Below are 18,215 nucleotides of genomic sequence, written 5' to 3'. Positions count from 1 at the left end.
GCTGCAAACAGGTTTCGCAAGCGAAGGACACACAGCTCAAGCGAAGAACACAGCTAAAGGCGAAGACGCCGCTCAGGGTGCGGGGGCTTGCGCGCGGCCCGTCCGGGGAGCAATCTGAACGAAAAAGATACATAAGCTCGGAGGAAACATGGGCTACGATTATATCATCGCGGGCGGCGGCTCGGCGGGCTGCGTGCTCGCAAACCGCTTGTCGTCCGACCCGGCCGTCAAGGTGGCGCTTCTTGAAGCGGGCGGGCGCGACAAGAACTTCCTCATCCACATGCCGTCGGGCTATGCGGGCCTGATGCGAACCGGCTGGGTCGACTGGGGCTATCATACCGAGCCGCAGGCGGGCCTTCATGGGCGGCGCCTCTATTGGCCGCGCGGGAAGGTGCTCGGCGGCTCAAGCTCCGTCAACGCCATGATCTATATTCGCGGCGTGCCGAGCGACTACGACACGTGGGCGCAAATCGGCAATCGCGGCTGGGCCTGGGACGACGTGCTGCCATATTTCCGGAAGTCGGAAAACTATGCGGGCGGCGCGAATGAGTATCATGGCGGCGAGGGTCCGCTGAAGGTGTCGCGGCCGGGCGTCGTCAACCCGCTGAACGTGGCGTGGATCGAGGCGGGCCAGCAGGCGGGCCACCCCTACACCGACGATTTCAACGGCGCATCGCAGGAAGGCTTCGGCCCCATCGATTGCACGGTGTCGAACGGACGCCGCGCAAGCGCCGCCGTGTGCTATCTGAAGCCGGTGATCGACCGGCCGAACCTGACCGTGATCACGCGGGCGCAGGCGACGCGGATCATCGTCGAGGGCGGCCGCGCGGTGGGCGTCGAATATGCGCAAGGCCGCGAAAAGCGCACCCTTCGCGCCGCGCGCGAGGTGATCGTGTCGGGGGGCGCAATCAATTCGCCGCAACTTCTGCTGCTCTCAGGCATCGGCCCGGCGGACGAAATCGCGCCGCACGGCATCGAGCCGGTGCATCATCTGCCGGGCGTCGGCAAGAACCTTCAGGACCACATCCACGGAGCGATCAAGCATAATTGCAGGCAGCCCGTATCTTACTACAACATCGTGAAGCCGAGCGCGCTCCTGCGGCACGTCGCCTATTATTTGATGACGCACAAAGGCCCGGCGTCGATCGTGGGGCTCGAATCGCTCGCCTTCCTCAAGACGCGGCCCGAGGTGGTGGCGCCGGACGTTCAATATCACTTCGCGGCGATCCTCTATGCCGATCACGGGCGCAAGATGATCCAGCGCCACGGCTATATGGGCTATTACAACGTGCAGCGTCCGCATGCGCGCGGCGAAATCGTGCTGAAGTCGGCGGACCCGCTGGCGCATCCGGCGATCCAGCCGAACTACCTGCAAAACGACGCGGACCTGCGCACGCTCCGCGACGGCTTCAAGATGCTGCGCGAGGTGTTTGCGCAAGCCGCATTCGACCCGTATCGCGGCGAGGAATTCCAGCCGGGCGACACGGTACGCACCGACGCCGAGATCGACGACTACAATCGCCGCACGGCCGAGACGATCTATCACCCGATCGGCACCTGCAAGATGGGGCAGGACGACATGGCGGTGGTGGACGAAACGCTGCGCGTGCGCGGGCTTGAGGGCTTGCGCGTGGTGGACGCCTCGATCATGCCGCGACTGATCAGCGGCAACACCAACGCGCCGACAATGATGATCGCGGAGAAAGCGGCGGATATGATCCTGTCGGGCGCGGTGGCGTCGTCGTCGGACTCGGACGATGCGGCGATGGCGGCCTGATCGCAGCGCCGCTCCACGCCGCCGGTCGCGCGCGCCGCCCCGACAGGCGGCCTTAGTTCGCGCCAGGCCCACGAAAGCGATAGCCGCCGTTTTCCAGCTCGTCGAACAACTCTTCGAGTTGGGGATGGCGCAGCGGCTCGCCGCTGTCGTCCGGCAGCAGGTTCTGCTCGGAGACATAGGCGACGTATTCGGTCTCTTCGTTTTCGGCAAGCAGATGATAGAACGGCTGATCCTTCTCCGGGCGAATATCCTCCGGAATGGCAAGCCACCACTCGTCTGTGTTGGCGAATTCGGGGTCGACGTCGAAGATGATTCCCCGAAATGGGAAAAAGCGATGCTTCACGACTTCCCCGATGGAAAACCGCGCGCGCCTTTCCTTCACCATGGCGTTATTGAGTTCTTCCCGCATCCTTCAAAAACTTCGCACTCATGCTTCCGGGCTACAAGATGTCACACCGTCACTGGGACGTGCCGTCCTTCGCGTCGACGAGGTTCGCGAGGTCGACGATCACCTTCGCCTGTTTCCACGTCGCATCGTCCTGCATCTTGCCGTCCACCATTACCGCGCCCGTGCCGTCCGGCATGGCTTCGAGGATGCGCCGGGCGAAAGCCGCCTCGGCCGGGTCCGGCGTGAACACGCGACGCGCGATCTCGATCTGCGAGGGATGCAAGGTCCATGCCCCCGCGCAGCCCTGAAGGAAGGCGTTGCGGAATTGCGCTTCGCACGCCGCCGTGTCGGAGAAATCGCCGAACGGGCCGTAGAAGGGCTTGAGGCCGTAGGTCGCGCAGGCGTCGACCATGCGGCCGACGGTGTAGTGCCACAGATCCTGCTGGTAGAAGGCGCGGGCCGCGTCGCCCGCCGCGTCCGCCAGCACGCCGTAGGACGGATGGCCGCCCCCGACGCGCGTCGTCTTCATGGCGCGGCTCGCGGCGAGGTCCGCGGGCCCGAGGCTCATGCCGTGCATGCGAGGGCTGGCGCCCGCGATGAGATCGACATTCGCCACGCCTTCCGCCGTCTCAAGCAGCGCGTGGATCATGACCGGCTTCTTGATGCCGTGCTTCGCTTCGAGCTGGGCGAGCAACTGGTCGAGGTAGTGGATGTCCCACGGGCCTTCCACCTTCGGCAGCATGATCACGTCGAGCTTGTCGCCGACCGCACCCATGATTTCGACGATGTCGTCGAGCACCCAGGGGCTGTTCAGCGCGTTGATTCGCGTCCAGAGCCCCGTCTTGCCGAACTCGTTCTCCTGCGCGAGCTTGATGAAGCCCTTGCGCGCGGCTTCCTTCTCGGTCGCGGGGATCGCGTCCTCAAGGTTGCCGAGAACCACGTCGACCTGCCTGATGAGGTCCGGCACCTTCGCGCGGATCTTCTCCACATGCGGCGCGACGAAGTGAATCATCCGTTCGAGGCGGACGGGCTTTTCGACGAACGGGGCCGGAGCACCCGCCGCGAGCGCCGTGAAAAATTTCGATGGGGTCTTGGTCGCTGCCATGGGAGCCTCCGCGCAATGCTTCCTCTATTTGCCCGCGCTGAATCCGCGGGTCAAGAAGGGGAGAGCCCGCCCGCTCCGAAAGGCGTAATTAGGGGAGGCAATTGACGACCGGACGCGAAAAAAAGCCGCGTGGGACGCACGCGGCTTTCATCGATGCGTTCGCCGGCTGAAAGCGTCAGCGCGTGAGGATGACGAAATCCGTATACTCGCCGGTTTCGTTGCTGATCCCGGAATCCGAAACGATGATCGAGCCGCCGGCCCAGAGCATTTCCGAAATCTTGTCTTCGACCTCTTCCGGGATCTCGATGCGGTCGAGCGCGGCGGAGGCCGAGACATTCGGCGCGGGACGCGGCTGTTCCGCCTTGCCCTTGCGGCGGCGCGTGCGCCGGTCCGCGGGGTCTTCGCTCGACTCGGAAAGCGTCATGGAAAGCCAGCGAAGCTTGGGATCGTTGTCGGCGCTCCCGCTGGCAGGTTGCATGGCCATGTAGAGATGCGTACCGAGCGGTTTGCCGGGATCGCGGATGGTAATCGGCACATCGAACACCTTGATGTAGTTCTGGCGAACATGAAGCCGCTGAGTCTTGCGGCTGATGAAGACGGAAACCGGCGCGAGCCTGCGCTTCCAGAACAGCGTGCCGTTCGCGGCCTGAGAGCGTGTGTCATCCAGTTGGCGGAATGCCTTCATCGCTTCGGCGGCGGCCTCGTCCTTCTCCGCCCTGGCGCGCTCGGCGGCCTCCACCTGCGTCTGCGCCGCGCTGACCTTCGCCTCGGCTTCGGCTTTGGCCGCTTCGGCTTGGGGGCGCTTCGCCTCCGGGACGCGGCTCAGGCGGCGCTCTGCTGCATCGAGACGTCGATTGGCGACGGACAGCGCGACCATCGCCTTGCGAAGGTCTGTCGCGGCAACGCGTTGCTCCTGCACGCGCGCTTCAACCGCGCGGCGGGCGGGGCTCGCCGCGCGTTCGGCATCATCGGCGGTCTTGGCGGCAATCTTCCTCATGGCGAGGGCGTATTCGCGCGGATTGAGAAGCTTGCCGGTTGCATCGGCGTTGTCCGGTGCCTCCGCCTTGACATCGATCCTTTGTGCATCTTCCGAACTGCGTTCCGCCACGTTAACCGCGTTCGCCAGCATGCGGCCGGAAATCGACGCGACCTGCTCGCTCCCCGGAGCCTGCATCATCGCGGGTTCCGGCAGCTTCGCATGGGAGAACGGCATCGGCACCACATCGTCCTTGGCCACGATCACCCGCTCGGTGCCCTCGGTCGCGTTAAACATCCGGCTCGCGAAAGCGTAGGGCAGACGGATACAGCCATGGCTCGCGGGATAGCCCGGCAAAGCGCCCTGATGCATCGCGACGCCGGACCAGGTCAGCCGCTGCATGAACGGCATCGGTGCGCCGCTGTAGATGTTCGAGCGGTGATGCCTGTTTTTCTGAATGATGTTGAAGATGCCGGTTGGCGTCGCGTGTCCGCGCGAGCCCGACGATATCGGCGCCTGTGCATAGATGCCGTCGTTCGAGTACGCGGTGATGCGTTGCTTGCCGATGTTCACGACGAAGAAAAGCGGGCGGTTCAGCGGTGCGGGGGCGGGGACTTCCACCTTCTTCCTCTGACCATCGTAGGACCGGTATCTCTTTCGCGCTTCGGCGGAATCCAGCGGCGCGAGCAAGGCAACGGAGAGGCATGAGAATAGTGCAAGGTCACGCCAGCGGGCGAAGGATGTACGAAGCGGATCATTCATGGGACGGGCCCCCCCAGCCGTAGCTCGACGCGTCATGTTAAGCCTTCTCTTCGTTTCGGCGTCATGATCGGAGCGGCGGATTCGCATCGCGACGTACACAACCAGGGGACGCCTTCACTAAAGGGTTTCTCTATAAGGTCCATAAGGCCGGCGCAGTTACAATTCGGTGTGCGTCTGGATTGTCACGCGGTCGGCACCTCACCCGACCAGCGGTTCTGAAGCGAGCCCATCAGCCAGTCGACTATGATGAGAACCGTCCCCAGTGTCAGAAAAAGTACGGAAAACAATAAGCCGCTCCATAACACGCTGGCGTAACCGCGCTCCGCTGCGTTCAGGAACGGGTAGGGATAGAAGCTCGTCAAAGCTCCGTGAACGAGCGTCCAGACGAAGAAGACCGCCGGGAGGACGAGCCAGCCCAACTGATCCCTGAGCCGAAGCGTTCCCTTGGGAATGAGAATGAACCAGTAGCCGACGAAAAGAGCCGGAATCACGAGGTGAAGCATTCGCTCGGCCAGAAACTCGATGCCCGCTGGCGCGTAGAGATGTCGAAGGAGCGTCGCGTAAACCGTGGCGACGACGATGATATAGACGGCGAGCGCCGTGTTCGCAGATGGCCGGTTCCAGATGCGCGCGTCCGAAGCGTTCGCGGCGGTCGCGCCGAGCAAGGCCGCGATGGCGAGATTGGTCAGGATGGTGAAATAGCTGAGGTAGTTGAGGATTGCGCCGCCGATGCTGTGACCGGTCGGATGAGCGCGCTCGATCGCGAGATGAAGCTGGATGGCGAGCGCTGCCATGCACAAGGCGGCGATGAGGATTGCGGTCAGCCGTCTCACGAGCATCGCCGGGAGTCTCCTTCGCGGGTTTACAGCGAAGGTCGAACAGCCGGGACGCGGCTTTGTGCCCTGTCCCGGCTGCAATTGTTGCGCGGCTCAGGCGAGCGGCGCTCACATTCCGGCGATGTTACGCCGCCGTGCCGCCCGACTGCGCATGCACGCGGTCGCGCTTGATGGCGAGCTTGTTCAGCGCCGACACATACGCGCGTGCCGAGGCGACCATCGTATCCGTATCCGCGCCGCGCCCGGTGACGGTCTTGCCGTTCTCTTCCAGCCGCACGCTGACTTCGGCCTGCGCATCGGTGCCTTCGGTCACGGCATGCACCTGATACAGCGGCAGCCGCGCCTCGTGCGGAACGATGGCCTTGATCGCGTTGAAGGTGGCGTCGACCGGACCGTCGCCCGTCGCTTCCGCCGTTTCCTGCTTGCCGTTGACTTCCAGCGTGATCGTCGCCTTCTGCGGTCCCGTCGTTCCGGCGATCACCATGAGCGCCACCACCTTCACGCGGTCGTGCGCCTGCGCGATTTCCTGATCGACCAGCGCCTCAATGTCCTCGTCGTAGACATGCTTCTTGCGGTCGGCCAGCGCCTTGAAACGCACGAACGCATCCTCGAACGCGTTGTCGCCCAGCTCGTAGCCCAGATCGCGCAGCTTCTCGCGGAAGGCATGGCGACCTGAGTGCTTGCCCATGACGAGCGAGCTTGCGCGCACGCCGACGCTTTCCGGCGTCATGATTTCATAGGTCGACGCGTTTTTCAGCACGCCGTCCTGATGGATGCCGGACTCGTGGGCGAACGCGTTCTTGCCGACGATGGCCTTGTTGTACTGCACCGGGAACGCGGTCACTGCCGAGACGAGGCGCGAGGCGCGCGCGATCATCGTGGTGTCGATGTTGGTCCAGTACGGCATCACGTCGTTGCGCGTCTTGATCGCCATCACGACCTCTTCCAGCGCCGCGTTGCCCGCGCGCTCGCCGAGGCCGTTGATCGTGCATTCGATCTGCCGCGCGCCCGCTTTCACGCCCGCCAGGCTGTTCGCGACCGCCAGGCCCAGATCGTTATGGCAATGCGTGGAGAAGATCACATCGTCAGCGCCCGGAACGCGTTCCTTCAGCATGGTGATGATGTCCACGAACTCGTCGGGCACCGTGTAGCCGACCGTGTCGGGGATATTGATCGTGGTCGCGCCCGCCTTGATCGCGGCTTCAACCACGCGGCACAGATAATCGGGCTCGGTGCGCGTCGCGTCCATCGCCGACCATTCCACGTCGTCGATCAGATTGCGCGCGCGGGTGACAGATGTCACCACGGCGTCGTAGACCTGCTCGGCGCTCATTTGCAGTTGGTATTGCCGGTGCAACGGCGAGGTGCCGATGAAGGTGTGAATGCGGCCGCGCTTCGCGTGGCGTACCGCCTCGCCCGCGCGGTCGATGTCCTTCGGGTTGGCGCGCGCCAACCCGGCGATCACGGCATTTTTCGAGCGCCTCGCGATCTCGGCGACGGATTCGAAGTCGCCCACCGACGCGGCCGGAAAGCCGGCCTCGATAATGTCGACGCCCATCTCGTCGAGAATTTCGGCGACCTGCATCTTCTCTTCGAAGTTCATGGTCGCGCCGGGACACTGCTCGCCGTCGCGCAGCGTTGTGTCGAAGATCAGGATGCGGTCTTTTTCGGAGCGGGGGGCGGACGCGGCCGCGGAAGCGGGGGAATTGGAAACGGTCATATAAAGGAGTCCTTACCTGGATGTGTGGAGCATATCACAAACCGGGCAAGACCTCTAATGGAGCGCCCGGGTTTTAACCCCCAAGCGCTCGCCCGTTCGCCGGACCGTCAGCGCTCAGGGGCAGATAAGGAGAAGAAGGCCGCTCGTCGCGGGGCGCATGCGTGCGCTGGCACGGGCCGGAGCGAAAGCCCGGAAGCCCGAAAAATGCGCGACAGTCATGGCCATTGTGAATTCCATGGTCGTCGTATCGCACACCTTCAGGCTCCGGACAAGCTCTACAAACGATCAATCGCGGCGCTTCAGGATGAAGGGGTGTCCTTGTGGGGCCGATATTTTTCCGCTTCCAACTCTTCCACCTTGTGATGGCTGTCCGACATGCGGTCCATGACGGCGAAGAGAACGCCCGAAACGACGAACGTGAGATGCAGCACGAGCCGCCAGATGATTTCTTCCTGATTGACGTTCTTTATGTTCACGAAGGTCTTCAGAAGCTCGATGCCCGAGATGGCGACGATGGTGCCCATCAGCTTGATCTTGAGGTCGGAAAACGTGATGTGGCCCATCCAGTCCGGCCGGTCCTCGTGGTCCTTGATGTGCATCTTCGAGACAAAAATCTCATAGCCCGCGAAGACGATGATGAGCACGAGATTGGCCACCATCACGATGTCGACGAGAGACAGCACGGTGACGATCACCTTGCCGGTTTCCGCGCCCGCCAATACCTCGGGCGCGAACTTGACGAACTCGCGCACGAACGTCACGAGGAGCAGCGCCAGCGACACCACAAGGCCGAGATAGAAGGGCGCGAGCATCCAGCGGCTCGCAAAAATCCCTGACTCCAGAGCGTTTTCTATGCGCTTCATAAATCCTCCGATGGTGGCGATCCGGGACCGGACCGCAGGTGCGGGAAAACTCACACGCCGACCCGGCAGATGCTTCACAGTGCATCTTGCGGCGACATGGCAATGCCTTAATATTCCTTTTTAGCGATGGCAGAATTTCGTGCCAGAAGCTAGTGTCCCGAACACGGTTCGTCAGGCGTCGCGGCGGGCTTCTGAACGGCTGCGGATTCGGACGGCACAAGCAAAGCCTGGGTTTCTGATGTGGTTTCGGATTTGGGTTTCCAGGCGGCTGTGTGCCGGGTGGTAAAGCTTCCGGTCCGCTTCCACGGGATGGGAACGGCACACATGGCCGTGACTGACACAAAGAGGTTTCATGCGCATACCCTCCAACGGCCGGTCTGGCGGACTGCCTTCGTTCAGATCGAAGCCCCTGTCATTCCTCCGGCTCGCGGCAAAGCGTCGGCGGCGGTTCCCGATCTTCCCGCTCAGGAAGCCGAAGCGGATTTATGGCAAGATCGGCAACCTCGAAGTGCGCCTTGCGCGCTCGGTCGCCGATATCAAGAAGGCGCAGCGGCTTCGTTTCGAAGTCTTCTACAAGGAGATGGCTGCGGTGGCGGACGCGCGCACCCGTATCAAGAAGCGCGACGAGGATGAATACGATCCGATTTGCGATCACCTGCTCGTCGTCGACAAGGCGGTCGAGCGCATGGCGAAGCGGCCTTGGCCGAAGCGGTCGAAGGTGGTCGGCACCTATCGCGTGCTCCTCCAGGATGTCGCCGAGAAGAACCGGGGCTTCTACACGCAGGGCGAATACGACATCGCGCCCCTCATCGAGAGGAAGCGCGCGACGCATACGTTCATGGAACTCGGCCGCTCCTGCGTGCTCAAGCCGTATCGTAACAAGCGCACGGTGGAACTCCTCTGGCAGGGCCTGTGGAACTACATCCGCGAGCAGCGCGCCAATGTCATGATCGGCTGCGCGAGCTTTCCCGGCACCGACCCCAAGGAGCATGCGCTCGCGCTCAGTTTCCTGCACCACTTCTCGCGGGCGCCGGAGGATTGGCTCGTCTCGGCGCATCCCGAGATCAAGGTCGACATGAACATGATCCCGAAGGAAGAGATCAACGCGAAGGAGGCGCTCAAGGGCATGCCGCCGCTGATCAAGGGTTATCTCCGCCTCGGCTGCTACATCGGCGACGGCGCGGTGGTGGACAAGCAGTTCGGCACGACCGACGTGCTGATCGTGCTGCCGATGGAAGCGATCGACCAGCGGTACTTCTCGCATTTCGGCGCGCCCGACGAGACTCCGGCGCAGGGACGCAAGGGCGGCGCGGTTCATTAAGCCCGCGCGCTTGACGTCGTTATTTTCGGCGCCTGGCTCAGAGGCGAAGCGCGCTTCGAGCGATGCGCGGCGCGGGAGGAAGCGGGGACAGAAGGGCACGCCATGAAGGCATTTTCGTCGCTCGGGGCTGTTCTGGCTCTCTGGCTCGGCGTGAGCTTCGCGCTGTGGCTTCTCTATCGTCTTGTCCGCAGTCGCGACGGTTCGCGCCGCAAGGCTCTGGTCGACGACGCGCTTGCGCTGGTGGAAGAGGGCATTGGAACCCTCGCCGCGCTTCGCAGGCGTTCGCCGTCGCCGCGAGCGGCGGCTTTCGAAACCGAAGAAGACGTCCGTGAGGATGTGCGTGGCCTCCTGAACGGCATCGAGGCGAACAGCGCCTATTTCGACCGCGTCGTCGCTGCGAAGAAGAAGATCGAGACCGCGTTCGACGTGGCGGAATTCGCGCCGCTCGCCGAGGTGCTCCAGATCCGGCGCGATTTCTGGGCGGCGTCCGAGATTTTCCTGATCGAGGATATCCGCCTTCTCGGCCCGGAACTGGCCGACGAGCACACGCTCGAAACCTTCCGCGACGAGGCGCATGCGCTCCTGTTCCGGGATCCCGACTCCGACTGGAATCCGAAGATCGCCGACACGGACCCCGTTGCGCTGCGCCTGACGCTTGCGCGGCATGAGGCCGAAGCCTTCGCGGCTCGCGTCGCCGACTTGGTCGCGGCGGAACGCGACCAAGGGCGCCTTCCGCGCCCGTCCGAGATCGCGGCGGTGCCGCTGTCGCTCTTCCGCACCGTCGGCACGGTTTGGCGCGAAGGACGAAGCATCGCCGTCGACGCGGCGGCCACGGCGCGGCGGTTCGCGCGCTCCGTCGGTGAAAAGGGCTTTGCGGCCGCCGCCGAGGAACTGCGCCGCGCGCGCACCGACCTGCCGGAGCAATTCGCGAGCGCCTTCGAGCGCGCGGGCGGTCTTGCGCGCAAGGGCGGCGAGGGGCTGAAGCGGCATTACGAATTCGTGCTCGAAGCGCAGGAGCTTCGCGCGCGCTACGCGGAACTTCTCGCCCGCGCGCCGCATGTCAGCGAGAAGGGGCGGCAGTTCCTCGCGCGGCTCGAACTGGAGCGCCGCGCGGAGCAAGTCCGCGAGACGTCGGGCGGCGCGTCGGACTGGCTGCGCCAGCGCATCGTGATCGGCATCGCGCTTCTCATTCGCGCCCTGCAATATGTTCAGGCGAAGATCACGCCGCAGAAGAACAAGCAGCTTGCCGTGTATCCGGCGACGGGTGAACCGGCGTCGGCGCGCCCCGGAGCCGCCGCCGCGCCCGGGGCAGCGCAGGAGCCGCTGCGCGCTCTGCTTATGCCCTCCGCGGCCTACGAAAGCGGCAGTCGGGGGCGCGCGCAGAAACCGCGATCGAAGCGAAAGGCGGCCGACGCCGAGCCGCCGCTTGGGAAGAAGCGCGGCGATTCGCTGATCGACCGTCTCGAAAGCGTCGGCGCGGAGGCAGAGAACGCGGTCGATGCCAGCACCGCTCCTGCGGCGAAATCGAAGTCCGCAAGGAAAAAGGGCCAACATCTTTTCCGCTGAACAGGAAGCGCCCGTGCCATCCTTTTCCTTGGGGCGGCGGCAGTGATAGAATGACGCGCGACCCAATTCGCGCGAAGCCCCGCGCAGCCCGAGGCGACACGATGTTTCTGAACTTTTTCTACGAGTTGAAAAACGCCGGGCTGCCGGTAAGCGTGAAGGAATATCTCACACTGCTTTCCGCCGTGGACGCGGGCGTCGCGGGCAAGAAGATCGAGCACTTCTATTACCTCTCCCGCGCCTCGCTCGTGAAGGATGAGCGCCATCTCGACAAGTTCGACCGCGTGTTCGGCCATGTGTTTAAAGGGCTCGAAAGCATCGGCGAAGGCATCGAGGCCGAAATTCCCGAGGATTGGCTGCGCAAGCTCACCGAGCGCTTCCTCACCGACGAGGAAAAGGCGCAGGTGGAGGCGCTTGGCGGCTGGGACAAGATCATGGAGGAGCTGAAAAAGCGCCTCGAAGAGCAGAAGGAACGCCACGAAGGCGGCAGCAAGTGGATCGGGACGGGTGGCACCTCGCCGTTCGGCGCGTATGGCTACAATCCGGAAGGCGTACGCATTGGCCAGCACGGCAACCGCAATTTCCGCGCGGTGAAGGTGTGGGACAAGCGCGACTTCAAGGATCTCGACGGTGAGGTCGAACTCGGCACGCGCACCATCAAGCTCGCGCTTCGCAAGCTCCGCCGCTTTGCGCGGGCGGGCGCGGCCGAAGAACTCGACCTCGACGGCACGATCAAGGGCACGGCGCACAAGGGCTATCTCGACATCGCGTTTCGCCCCGAACGGCGCAACACTGTGAAGGTGCTGCTGTTCTTCGATGTCGGCGGCTCGATGGACTACCACATCAAGGAGACGGAGGAACTTTTCTCCGCCGCGCGCTCAGAATTCAAGCACATGGACTATTTCTACTTCCACAACTGCATCTACGAGGGCGTGTGGAAGAACAACGCGCGCCGCCACACCGAGCGCGTGCCCACGTGGGACGTGATTCACACATACCCGTCCGATTACAAGGTCATTTTCGTCGGCGATGCGGCGATGAGCCCGTATGAGATCGCGCTCGCGGGCGGCTCCGTGGAGCACTGGAACGAGGAGTCCGGGCAAGTCTGGATGCAGCGCATGCTCGACACGTTCAAGCACGCGGTCTGGCTCAATCCGACGCCCGAACGCTATTGGAGCGAAACGCCGTCGCTCCAGATGATGCGCCGCATCATGGAAGGCCGCATGTATCCGCTCACGCTCGACGGCATCGAGGCGGCCATCGCGGAACTGCTGCGATAACGCGAGCACGGCAAGCCGAAAGGCAGACCGAGCGCCGGAGCCTCGGAACCTATCCGATTCGGCCCGGTTCGATCCTTATCGAACAATCGCACGCCACGATGGCCGCCCACGCGGGGATGAACCGGCCTCCAGTGTGTCGTTGGTGAACCGGCCCGCGAGTTCCCCGCCCACGCGGGGATGAACCGGCAATTTCGCGTCCACCGCAGGGCAGTATGACGTGTTCCCCGCCCACGCGGGGATGAACCGCTCTATCGCGGCTTGGACTGGACCGGTCTGACGCTTCCCAAGGAACGCCCAAACCGCGACGAGCAGGAACGGCCATTCACGGATGACGAAGTGAGGAAGCTTCTCTCCGGGCAGCCGCGCGAACGGTGAATGGAATACGTGGCGGCTCATCCCCGCGTGGGCTTGTTCGTGTCTGGCTTGTGGGCCGCGGGCCATTCACCGCTGAGGCTGCGATCTTGGGCAGGTCCGCGATGAACCTTCCCGCGACTTTCCGCGTAATGGCCTCGACCATCGGGGCCACCGCATGGGCCCTTGTCCAATCTTCCAGTTACCGCAATGTCCTTTTCTCGTCCCACTTGGTGCGTTCCTTGCGGCTAATAAGCATTTTAACGGTGAAGCTGCCGAAAGCGATAAGACCCTAAATGATCAGGCGGTATGCTTTTTTCAGCTTGCCCAGGCGGCGGATCTCGGCGCGCTCATCATCGGTCGAAAGGGGCAACCGACCCGGTTTGAGTTCAACGAATTAAACGCTCGGGCGATGGTCGAGGCCGAGGACACTCCTTCGGAAGAATGCGAGCCCTCGGATGCTTCCTTGTCGTTGATAAATGGAGTGGAAGCCACGCCCAAGGCCGAAGTTGCGCCGCCCGCTACGCCTCGTCAGGATGACATCAAACGGGTTTTCATAACTCACGGCAAGAACCAGAAAATCCTGGAGCACGTGAAACAGGTCGTACTCTATGGCAAATTTGAGCCTGTCATAGCAGTCCAACGCGAGGCAGCTGCGAAACCGGTACCTGATAAAGTTATGGATGAGATGAGAAGCTGCGACGCCGCGGTCATCCACGTAAGCGTCGAGGAGATTTTGTACGATAAAGAGGGCAAGGAGCGCCCGCAACTAAACGGAAACGTGCTCATCGAAATAGGAGCGGCCATGGCTTTGTACGGACGCAACTTCATTCTGCTTGTGGAAGAAGGGGTCCAACTTCCATCAAACCTGCAAGGCCTCTATGAGTGTCGGTACTCGGGCGATGAGTTGGACGGCTCCTCGACGCTAAAGCTCTTAAAAGCCTTCAACGAGTTTAAGTAAGGAAAAAACGTTGCCGCGACCGTGACCGGGAGCACTGGCCAGAAAGATAGAAAAACATCCGGGGGCGGGCGCGAAGGAACAAACCTCGCGCCTCCGTTTCTCGCCCCTCAGGACGATGCCACCACCCCTGCCAGTCGATAGACGCTGGCGCGGCCTATGCCCAATCTCTTGACGACTTCAGTAGCCCCAAGAACAGCAAGAAGTGGCGCCGGGCCTGCTTGTTCGACGCGGTTCCATGGAAGGCGCGTCGCGTCGCTCGGTAGTTCCGGTCCATCGCAGCCGTCGCCCCATCAACTCGCCGCAGCAGTCTCCTTCGGAAGCCACTCGTTCATCAACTCCGTCTCGCGCTCGGTGACACCGCGCACGAACCCGGCGGAACTGCCCTTCATTGAGCGAAACGCGTCATAGCCGCGCTCAAGGAAGCTCTGTAGGTCGGAAAGTCCCGCGAGTTCTGCCGGCTTTTTCATCATGGAAAGCGCCGTGCCGATGAACGGCTTGCGCGTGAGGCGGTCGAGCGATCGGCCGAGGCTCGCGATCAGCGCGATCTGGCGCTCGCGGTCATCGCGGCGGCCGATCTTCTTGTAAGCAGCAACCCATTTGTCGATGTCGAGTGCGAACACGTCCTGCCCGAGAGCCTCCAGCATGTCGGTGTCGAGCGACTCGGAGATCGTGTTCACCTCGATAGCGTCGGCTACGGTTTCGAGCCCCGCTTCGGGCAGCACAGCTTTCATGACCGGAAGGATGCGCCGCACCTCTTCCTCGTGGCGGCTGAGGTCTTTCGGGCCGTAGATGTCGCTCAGGAAAAACAGCGCCGTCTTCGTGTAACGCGGATTGGCGACGATATCGGCGTGTTCGCGGCGAAGGCGTTCCGCCTGCCACTGCCGCAGGGCGTCGCGCGCGGCTTCGCCCTGCGGGCGGGCGGCCAGCCGCGCTCGAAGCTCGGCCGAAGCATCGAGAAGCGATTCAATCCGTCTGGAAATCTCGTTCCTGGTAGTCAATCGTTTTCCTTTGTGATGTATTTACTAAGAAGCGCTGGCCGTTTTGGACGATTGTTTCATGACGGCGCATGAAGGTTTCGTACAGGACGCATAACCGCCAATCCAGAACCTCAAGGGGTGCCCGCCAATGTCGAAAGCGGAACGCGTCTCAGCGGTAGACACAACGTGGCTTCGAATGGATCGGCCATCCAACCCGATGGTCATTGTAGGAGTCCTTATACTTGAGGGGCCGCTCGATCTCAACACGCTGGAAGACACCGTCGCCGAACGCTTCCTTGCGATCCCTCGCTTTCGGCAGCATATCGAAACCCGCGCGGGCGACTATTGGTGGGTGGACGATCCATGGTTCGACCGTTCGCGGCACATCCAGCGGGCGCGGCTTCCAGGACGCGGCGGACAAGCAGAGCTTCAGCGCTATATCGCGGGCCTCGCCTCGGAGCCGCTCGACAAGTCGCGTCCGCTTTGGCAGATCCGCATCGTGGAGGATTACGAAGGCGGCGCGGCGCTCGTCCTTCGCATTCATCACGCCATCGGAGACGGCATGGCACTCGTGGGCGTCATGCTCTCGATCACCGATGGCGGCGACCGCTCCGTCTGGACGGCAACGCGGGAACGCCGCGCCGGTGTCCGCGTGCCCCTCCCCGGCATCGGGCTTCTGAAGCGCGGCCTCGGTACGGGCGTCGGCCTCTGGAAGGAAGTCGCCGCGCTGGCGCAGAACCCGACGCAGGCCGCGCGCCTCGGCGCGGGCGTGGCGGGCGAACTCGGCTGGCTGCTCATGATGCCGGAAGACAGCCCGACGCGCTTCAAGGGCAAGGCGTCCGGCAACAAGCGCGTGGCCTGGACCGATCCGATCCCCCTGCCTGAGGTAAAGGCGATCAGCCATGCGCTCGGCTGCACGTTGAACGACATGCTGCTCGCCTCCGTCGCGGGCGCGCTCGGCGAATATCTCAAGGCCAAAGGGGACGAGACGGAAGGCGTGGAGATCCGCGCGTTCATTCCGGTCGACATGCGCCAAAGCCACGAGGCGGGCCAACTCGGCAACCGCTTCGGGCTTGTCGGCGTCGAGCTTCCGGCCGGGATCGAGAACCCGCTGGCGCGCCTTGCCGAGGTGCAGCGCCGCATGAAGGCTCTGAAGCAATCGCTTGAACCGCCGGTGACGCTCGGCCTGCTGGAGGTGATCGGTCACGCGCCGCAGATTGTGCAGGACCGGCTTTTCAACATGCTCATGAAGCGCGCCACCGCTGTCATGACGAACGTGCCGGGGCCGAAAGAGCCGCTTTATCTCGGCACCGCGAGGATCTCGCAGATCATGTTCTGGGTGCCGCAATCGGGCGACATCGGCATGGGCGTTTCGATCCTGTCCTTCAACGACATGGTGCAGTTCGGGCTGATCACGGACGCTGCCATGGTGCCGGACCCGGAGGCGATCATCGCGGAGTTCCGGCCGAAATTCGAGCAGCTACTCTACTACGTTCTGATGGACTCATGGGGCGATGCGGACGAGCGGCCATCGCCAATTGCCGCCGCGGCTCCGAAAGCAAAGGCGAGGCGGGCGAAAACGCCTGCATCGGACGCGAAGGGGCAGGACGTCCCGCCCGTGATAAAAGAGGAAACGGCTCGCTCACGCAAGACGCCCAAAGCTTCCGCCACGTCGCGAACGGTCGCGCCCGTTTCCTCGCCCGACAAAACAGCGCCGAGCGCGCTCGCTCGCAGCCGCAAGCGGCATGAAGCATCGCCCGCCACAGAACCGGCGCTCGCGGCGGAAGCGACCGGCGCCGCGCCGCGCCCCCGCAGATCGCCAAGGGCTTTCAAGCTTGATCTTGCCGGGGCACCGGAGGAGACGCCAACCGCCAGCGCCGCGCTCGCAAAGGCAAAGCCGCGCACGCGCGTCAACAGTGCGGATGCGGCAGCCGAAACTGCGACTGCGCGAAAAGCATCAAAACCGGCTTCGGGCGACGCCGGTTCGCGCGAAGCATCAAAGGGAAGTTCCGAAGCCTTTCCAACGTCCGACGAAATGCGCGCCGCTCACGCAAAGGCGTCAGATCGGCCTGCGTTGGATCGGGCTCGGTTGGGCGCGGAGAAGTTGATCGACAACCAGAACTTGCTGCGTCGTGCGGCATCTGATTTGCCGCTCGAAGCAGGTGTAGCAGCCGCGCCGCTGACCCCCGCGCCAAGCCCGAGAAAACCACGCCAGCCCGTGCGCGCTCGGGGTGGCGGCGAAGCTCCGCCTTCACCGGCACCGAAAGTTACGGCTCGTCGCAAGCTGCCGAGAAGCTGACAGCGGCTTTCGAGGGCAGCAATCATGACGAGCGCACTCGCGGCAGATCGCGGCTTGCGAGCGTGCCGCCATGCGGGCGATCTTCAGCCATCAACGCGCGGCAGCCGCCTTCGCCTTTTCGGCACTCTCGGCCATTTGAAGCAACGCCTGGCATTCGCCCGGCAGGTCGGTGACGAGCATGGGCTTCGGCTTGGGCTGAGGTTTCGGCGGCTTGGGCGGTTTCGGGCGCGGCGCACGCAGTTTCCTGAACCACGCGTCGAGTTCCTCGCCGCACCCGTCGTCGGCCTTGATCGCGGGCTGTGAGACGCAGCCATTGCTGCCAGCCGGACAACTCAGCCGCACATGCAGATGGTCGTCGTGCTTGTACCACGGACGAATCTTGTTCAGCCACGCGCGATCGCTACCCGCGCTGTCGCACAGGGCTTTCTTGATGGCGGGATGCACGAAAATTCGCGCGACCTCCGGGTAAGAGGCGGCGCGTTTGACGAGCTTTGTCTGCGCGTCGGTCCAGCGCGCGGAATCGACCGCCAGCGTTGCCTGGTCGACATAGTTGGTTGCGGCGAATTTCTCCCTGTCCTCCGCCGACAGCGTCCGCGTGGGCATGATGTTGTACCAGAGGTCGACGTCGATGCCGCTCTGGTGGCTAGCGTGGCTGCCTGGAAGCGGGCCGCCTATAGGCTGCGCCATGTCGCCGACGAGGATTCCGGGCAGACCGTCGAGGCGCTTCACGTCGCGCGCGAGCGTCTCGATATAGGAGATGAGCGCAGGATGGCCCCAGTAGCGGTTGCGCGAAAGGCGCATCGCCTGCCAGCCATCGCCGTTCATCGCGATCCTCTGCGCACCGGCGACGCAGCCGAGATTGTATCGACCGATGGCTTGCGGCGGGAGAGCGGGCGGAGTCTTGATCGTTCCAAACGCCTTTTTTGCTCCCCGTGGCTCTGCGGTTGGCGCGGCGGCGTTTTCGGCGTGAGCGGCGAAAAAGAGAGCCGCCACCGCAAATGCGCAAAGCGCCGCGCTGGAGAGTTTCCTTGTCATG

Annotated in this window: 14 protein-coding genes; 6 read left to right on the top strand and 8 right to left on the bottom strand. The window is 63.5% G+C overall.

The features are described 5' to 3' along the window. Positions 1–148 precede the first annotated feature (148 nt). Entirely contained in the window at positions 149–1,777 is a 1,629-nt protein-coding gene (locus KKP04_RS02010; protein WP_215025906.1) for a GMC family oxidoreductase, read from the top strand. A 52-nt stretch (positions 1,778–1,829) separates the two neighbouring features. On the opposite strand, the gene hspQ is transcribed toward KKP04_RS02010, so the two are convergent. From hspQ to KKP04_RS01980, 6 genes are all read right to left on the bottom strand, one after another. Continuing rightward, positions 1,830–2,162: a heat shock protein HspQ gene (gene hspQ / locus KKP04_RS02005; RefSeq protein ID WP_215026287.1), complete on the bottom strand. Its 333-nt coding sequence runs from the start codon at positions 2,160–2,162 to the stop codon at positions 1,830–1,832. A gap of 73 nt (positions 2,163–2,235) precedes the next feature. Then, positions 2,236–3,270 carry a CoA ester lyase gene (locus tag KKP04_RS02000; RefSeq protein ID WP_215025903.1) on the bottom strand — a complete coding sequence of 345 codons (1,035 nt, stop codon included), beginning with the start codon at positions 3,268–3,270 and terminating at the stop codon, positions 2,236–2,238. A gap of 175 nt (positions 3,271–3,445) precedes the next feature. Then, positions 3,446–5,008 carry a L,D-transpeptidase family protein gene (locus tag KKP04_RS01995; protein WP_215025901.1) on the bottom strand — a complete coding sequence of 521 codons (1,563 nt, stop codon included), beginning with the start codon at positions 5,006–5,008 and terminating at the stop codon, positions 3,446–3,448. Positions 5,009–5,190: 182 nt separating this feature from the next. Further along, complete coding sequence (locus KKP04_RS01990; RefSeq protein ID WP_215025898.1) at positions 5,191–5,847, bottom strand: Pr6Pr family membrane protein; 657 nt, start codon at positions 5,845–5,847, stop codon at positions 5,191–5,193. Between the two features lie 121 nt (positions 5,848–5,968). Beyond that, entirely contained in the window at positions 5,969–7,564 is a 1,596-nt protein-coding gene (locus tag KKP04_RS01985; protein ID WP_215025895.1) for a 2-isopropylmalate synthase, read from the bottom strand. Positions 7,565–7,863: 299 nt separating this feature from the next. After that, the gene (locus KKP04_RS01980; RefSeq protein ID WP_215025892.1) at positions 7,864–8,427 is read right to left on the bottom strand and encodes a TIGR00645 family protein; all 564 of its coding nucleotides are present in this window, start codon (positions 8,425–8,427) and stop codon (positions 7,864–7,866) included. A gap of 352 nt (positions 8,428–8,779) precedes the next feature. On the opposite strand from KKP04_RS01980, the gene KKP04_RS01975 reads away from it, so the two are divergent. From KKP04_RS01975 to KKP04_RS01960, 4 genes are all read left to right on the top strand, one after another. After that, entirely contained in the window at positions 8,780–9,748 is a 969-nt protein-coding gene (locus tag KKP04_RS01975) for a GNAT family N-acetyltransferase (protein ID WP_251133843.1), read from the top strand. Positions 9,749–9,850: 102 nt separating this feature from the next. Further along, entirely contained in the window at positions 9,851–11,314 is a 1,464-nt protein-coding gene (locus tag KKP04_RS01970) for a hypothetical protein (RefSeq protein ID WP_215025890.1), read from the top strand. Positions 11,315–11,415: 101 nt separating this feature from the next. Then, positions 11,416–12,591, top strand: coding sequence for a VWA domain-containing protein (locus tag KKP04_RS01965; RefSeq protein WP_215025887.1), 1,176 nt, complete (start codon positions 11,416–11,418; stop codon positions 12,589–12,591). A 529-nt stretch (positions 12,592–13,120) separates the two neighbouring features. After that, positions 13,121–13,903 (top strand): TIR domain-containing protein, encoded by a 783-nt coding sequence (locus tag KKP04_RS01960; protein ID WP_215025884.1) that lies wholly within the window; start codon positions 13,121–13,123, stop codon positions 13,901–13,903. A gap of 290 nt (positions 13,904–14,193) precedes the next feature. Here the strand turns inward: KKP04_RS01960 and KKP04_RS01955 are convergent, their stop codons facing one another. Next, complete coding sequence (locus tag KKP04_RS01955; protein WP_215025881.1) at positions 14,194–14,901, bottom strand: hypothetical protein; 708 nt, start codon at positions 14,899–14,901, stop codon at positions 14,194–14,196. Between the two features lie 127 nt (positions 14,902–15,028). On the opposite strand from KKP04_RS01955, the gene KKP04_RS01950 reads away from it, so the two are divergent. Then, on the top strand, positions 15,029–17,179 hold the full coding sequence (locus tag KKP04_RS01950) for a wax ester/triacylglycerol synthase family O-acyltransferase (protein WP_256437960.1): 2,151 nt from the start codon (positions 15,029–15,031) through the stop codon (positions 17,177–17,179). A 90-nt stretch (positions 17,180–17,269) separates the two neighbouring features. Here KKP04_RS01950 and mepA read toward each other — a convergent pair whose 3' ends face one another. Continuing rightward, positions 17,270–18,214, bottom strand: a complete 945-nt coding sequence (mepA, locus tag KKP04_RS01945) for a penicillin-insensitive murein endopeptidase (RefSeq protein WP_215025874.1) — start codon at positions 18,212–18,214, stop codon at positions 17,270–17,272. Position 18,215 lies beyond the last annotated feature (1 nt).

Origin of the sequence: Rhodomicrobium sp. Az07 (assembly GCF_018619475.1) — a bacterium.
Lineage (GTDB): Bacteria > Pseudomonadota > Alphaproteobacteria > Rhizobiales > Rhodomicrobiaceae > Rhodomicrobium.
Note: the sequence above shows the minus strand (reverse complement) of the source record. Positions and strands in the feature narration are given on the sequence as shown.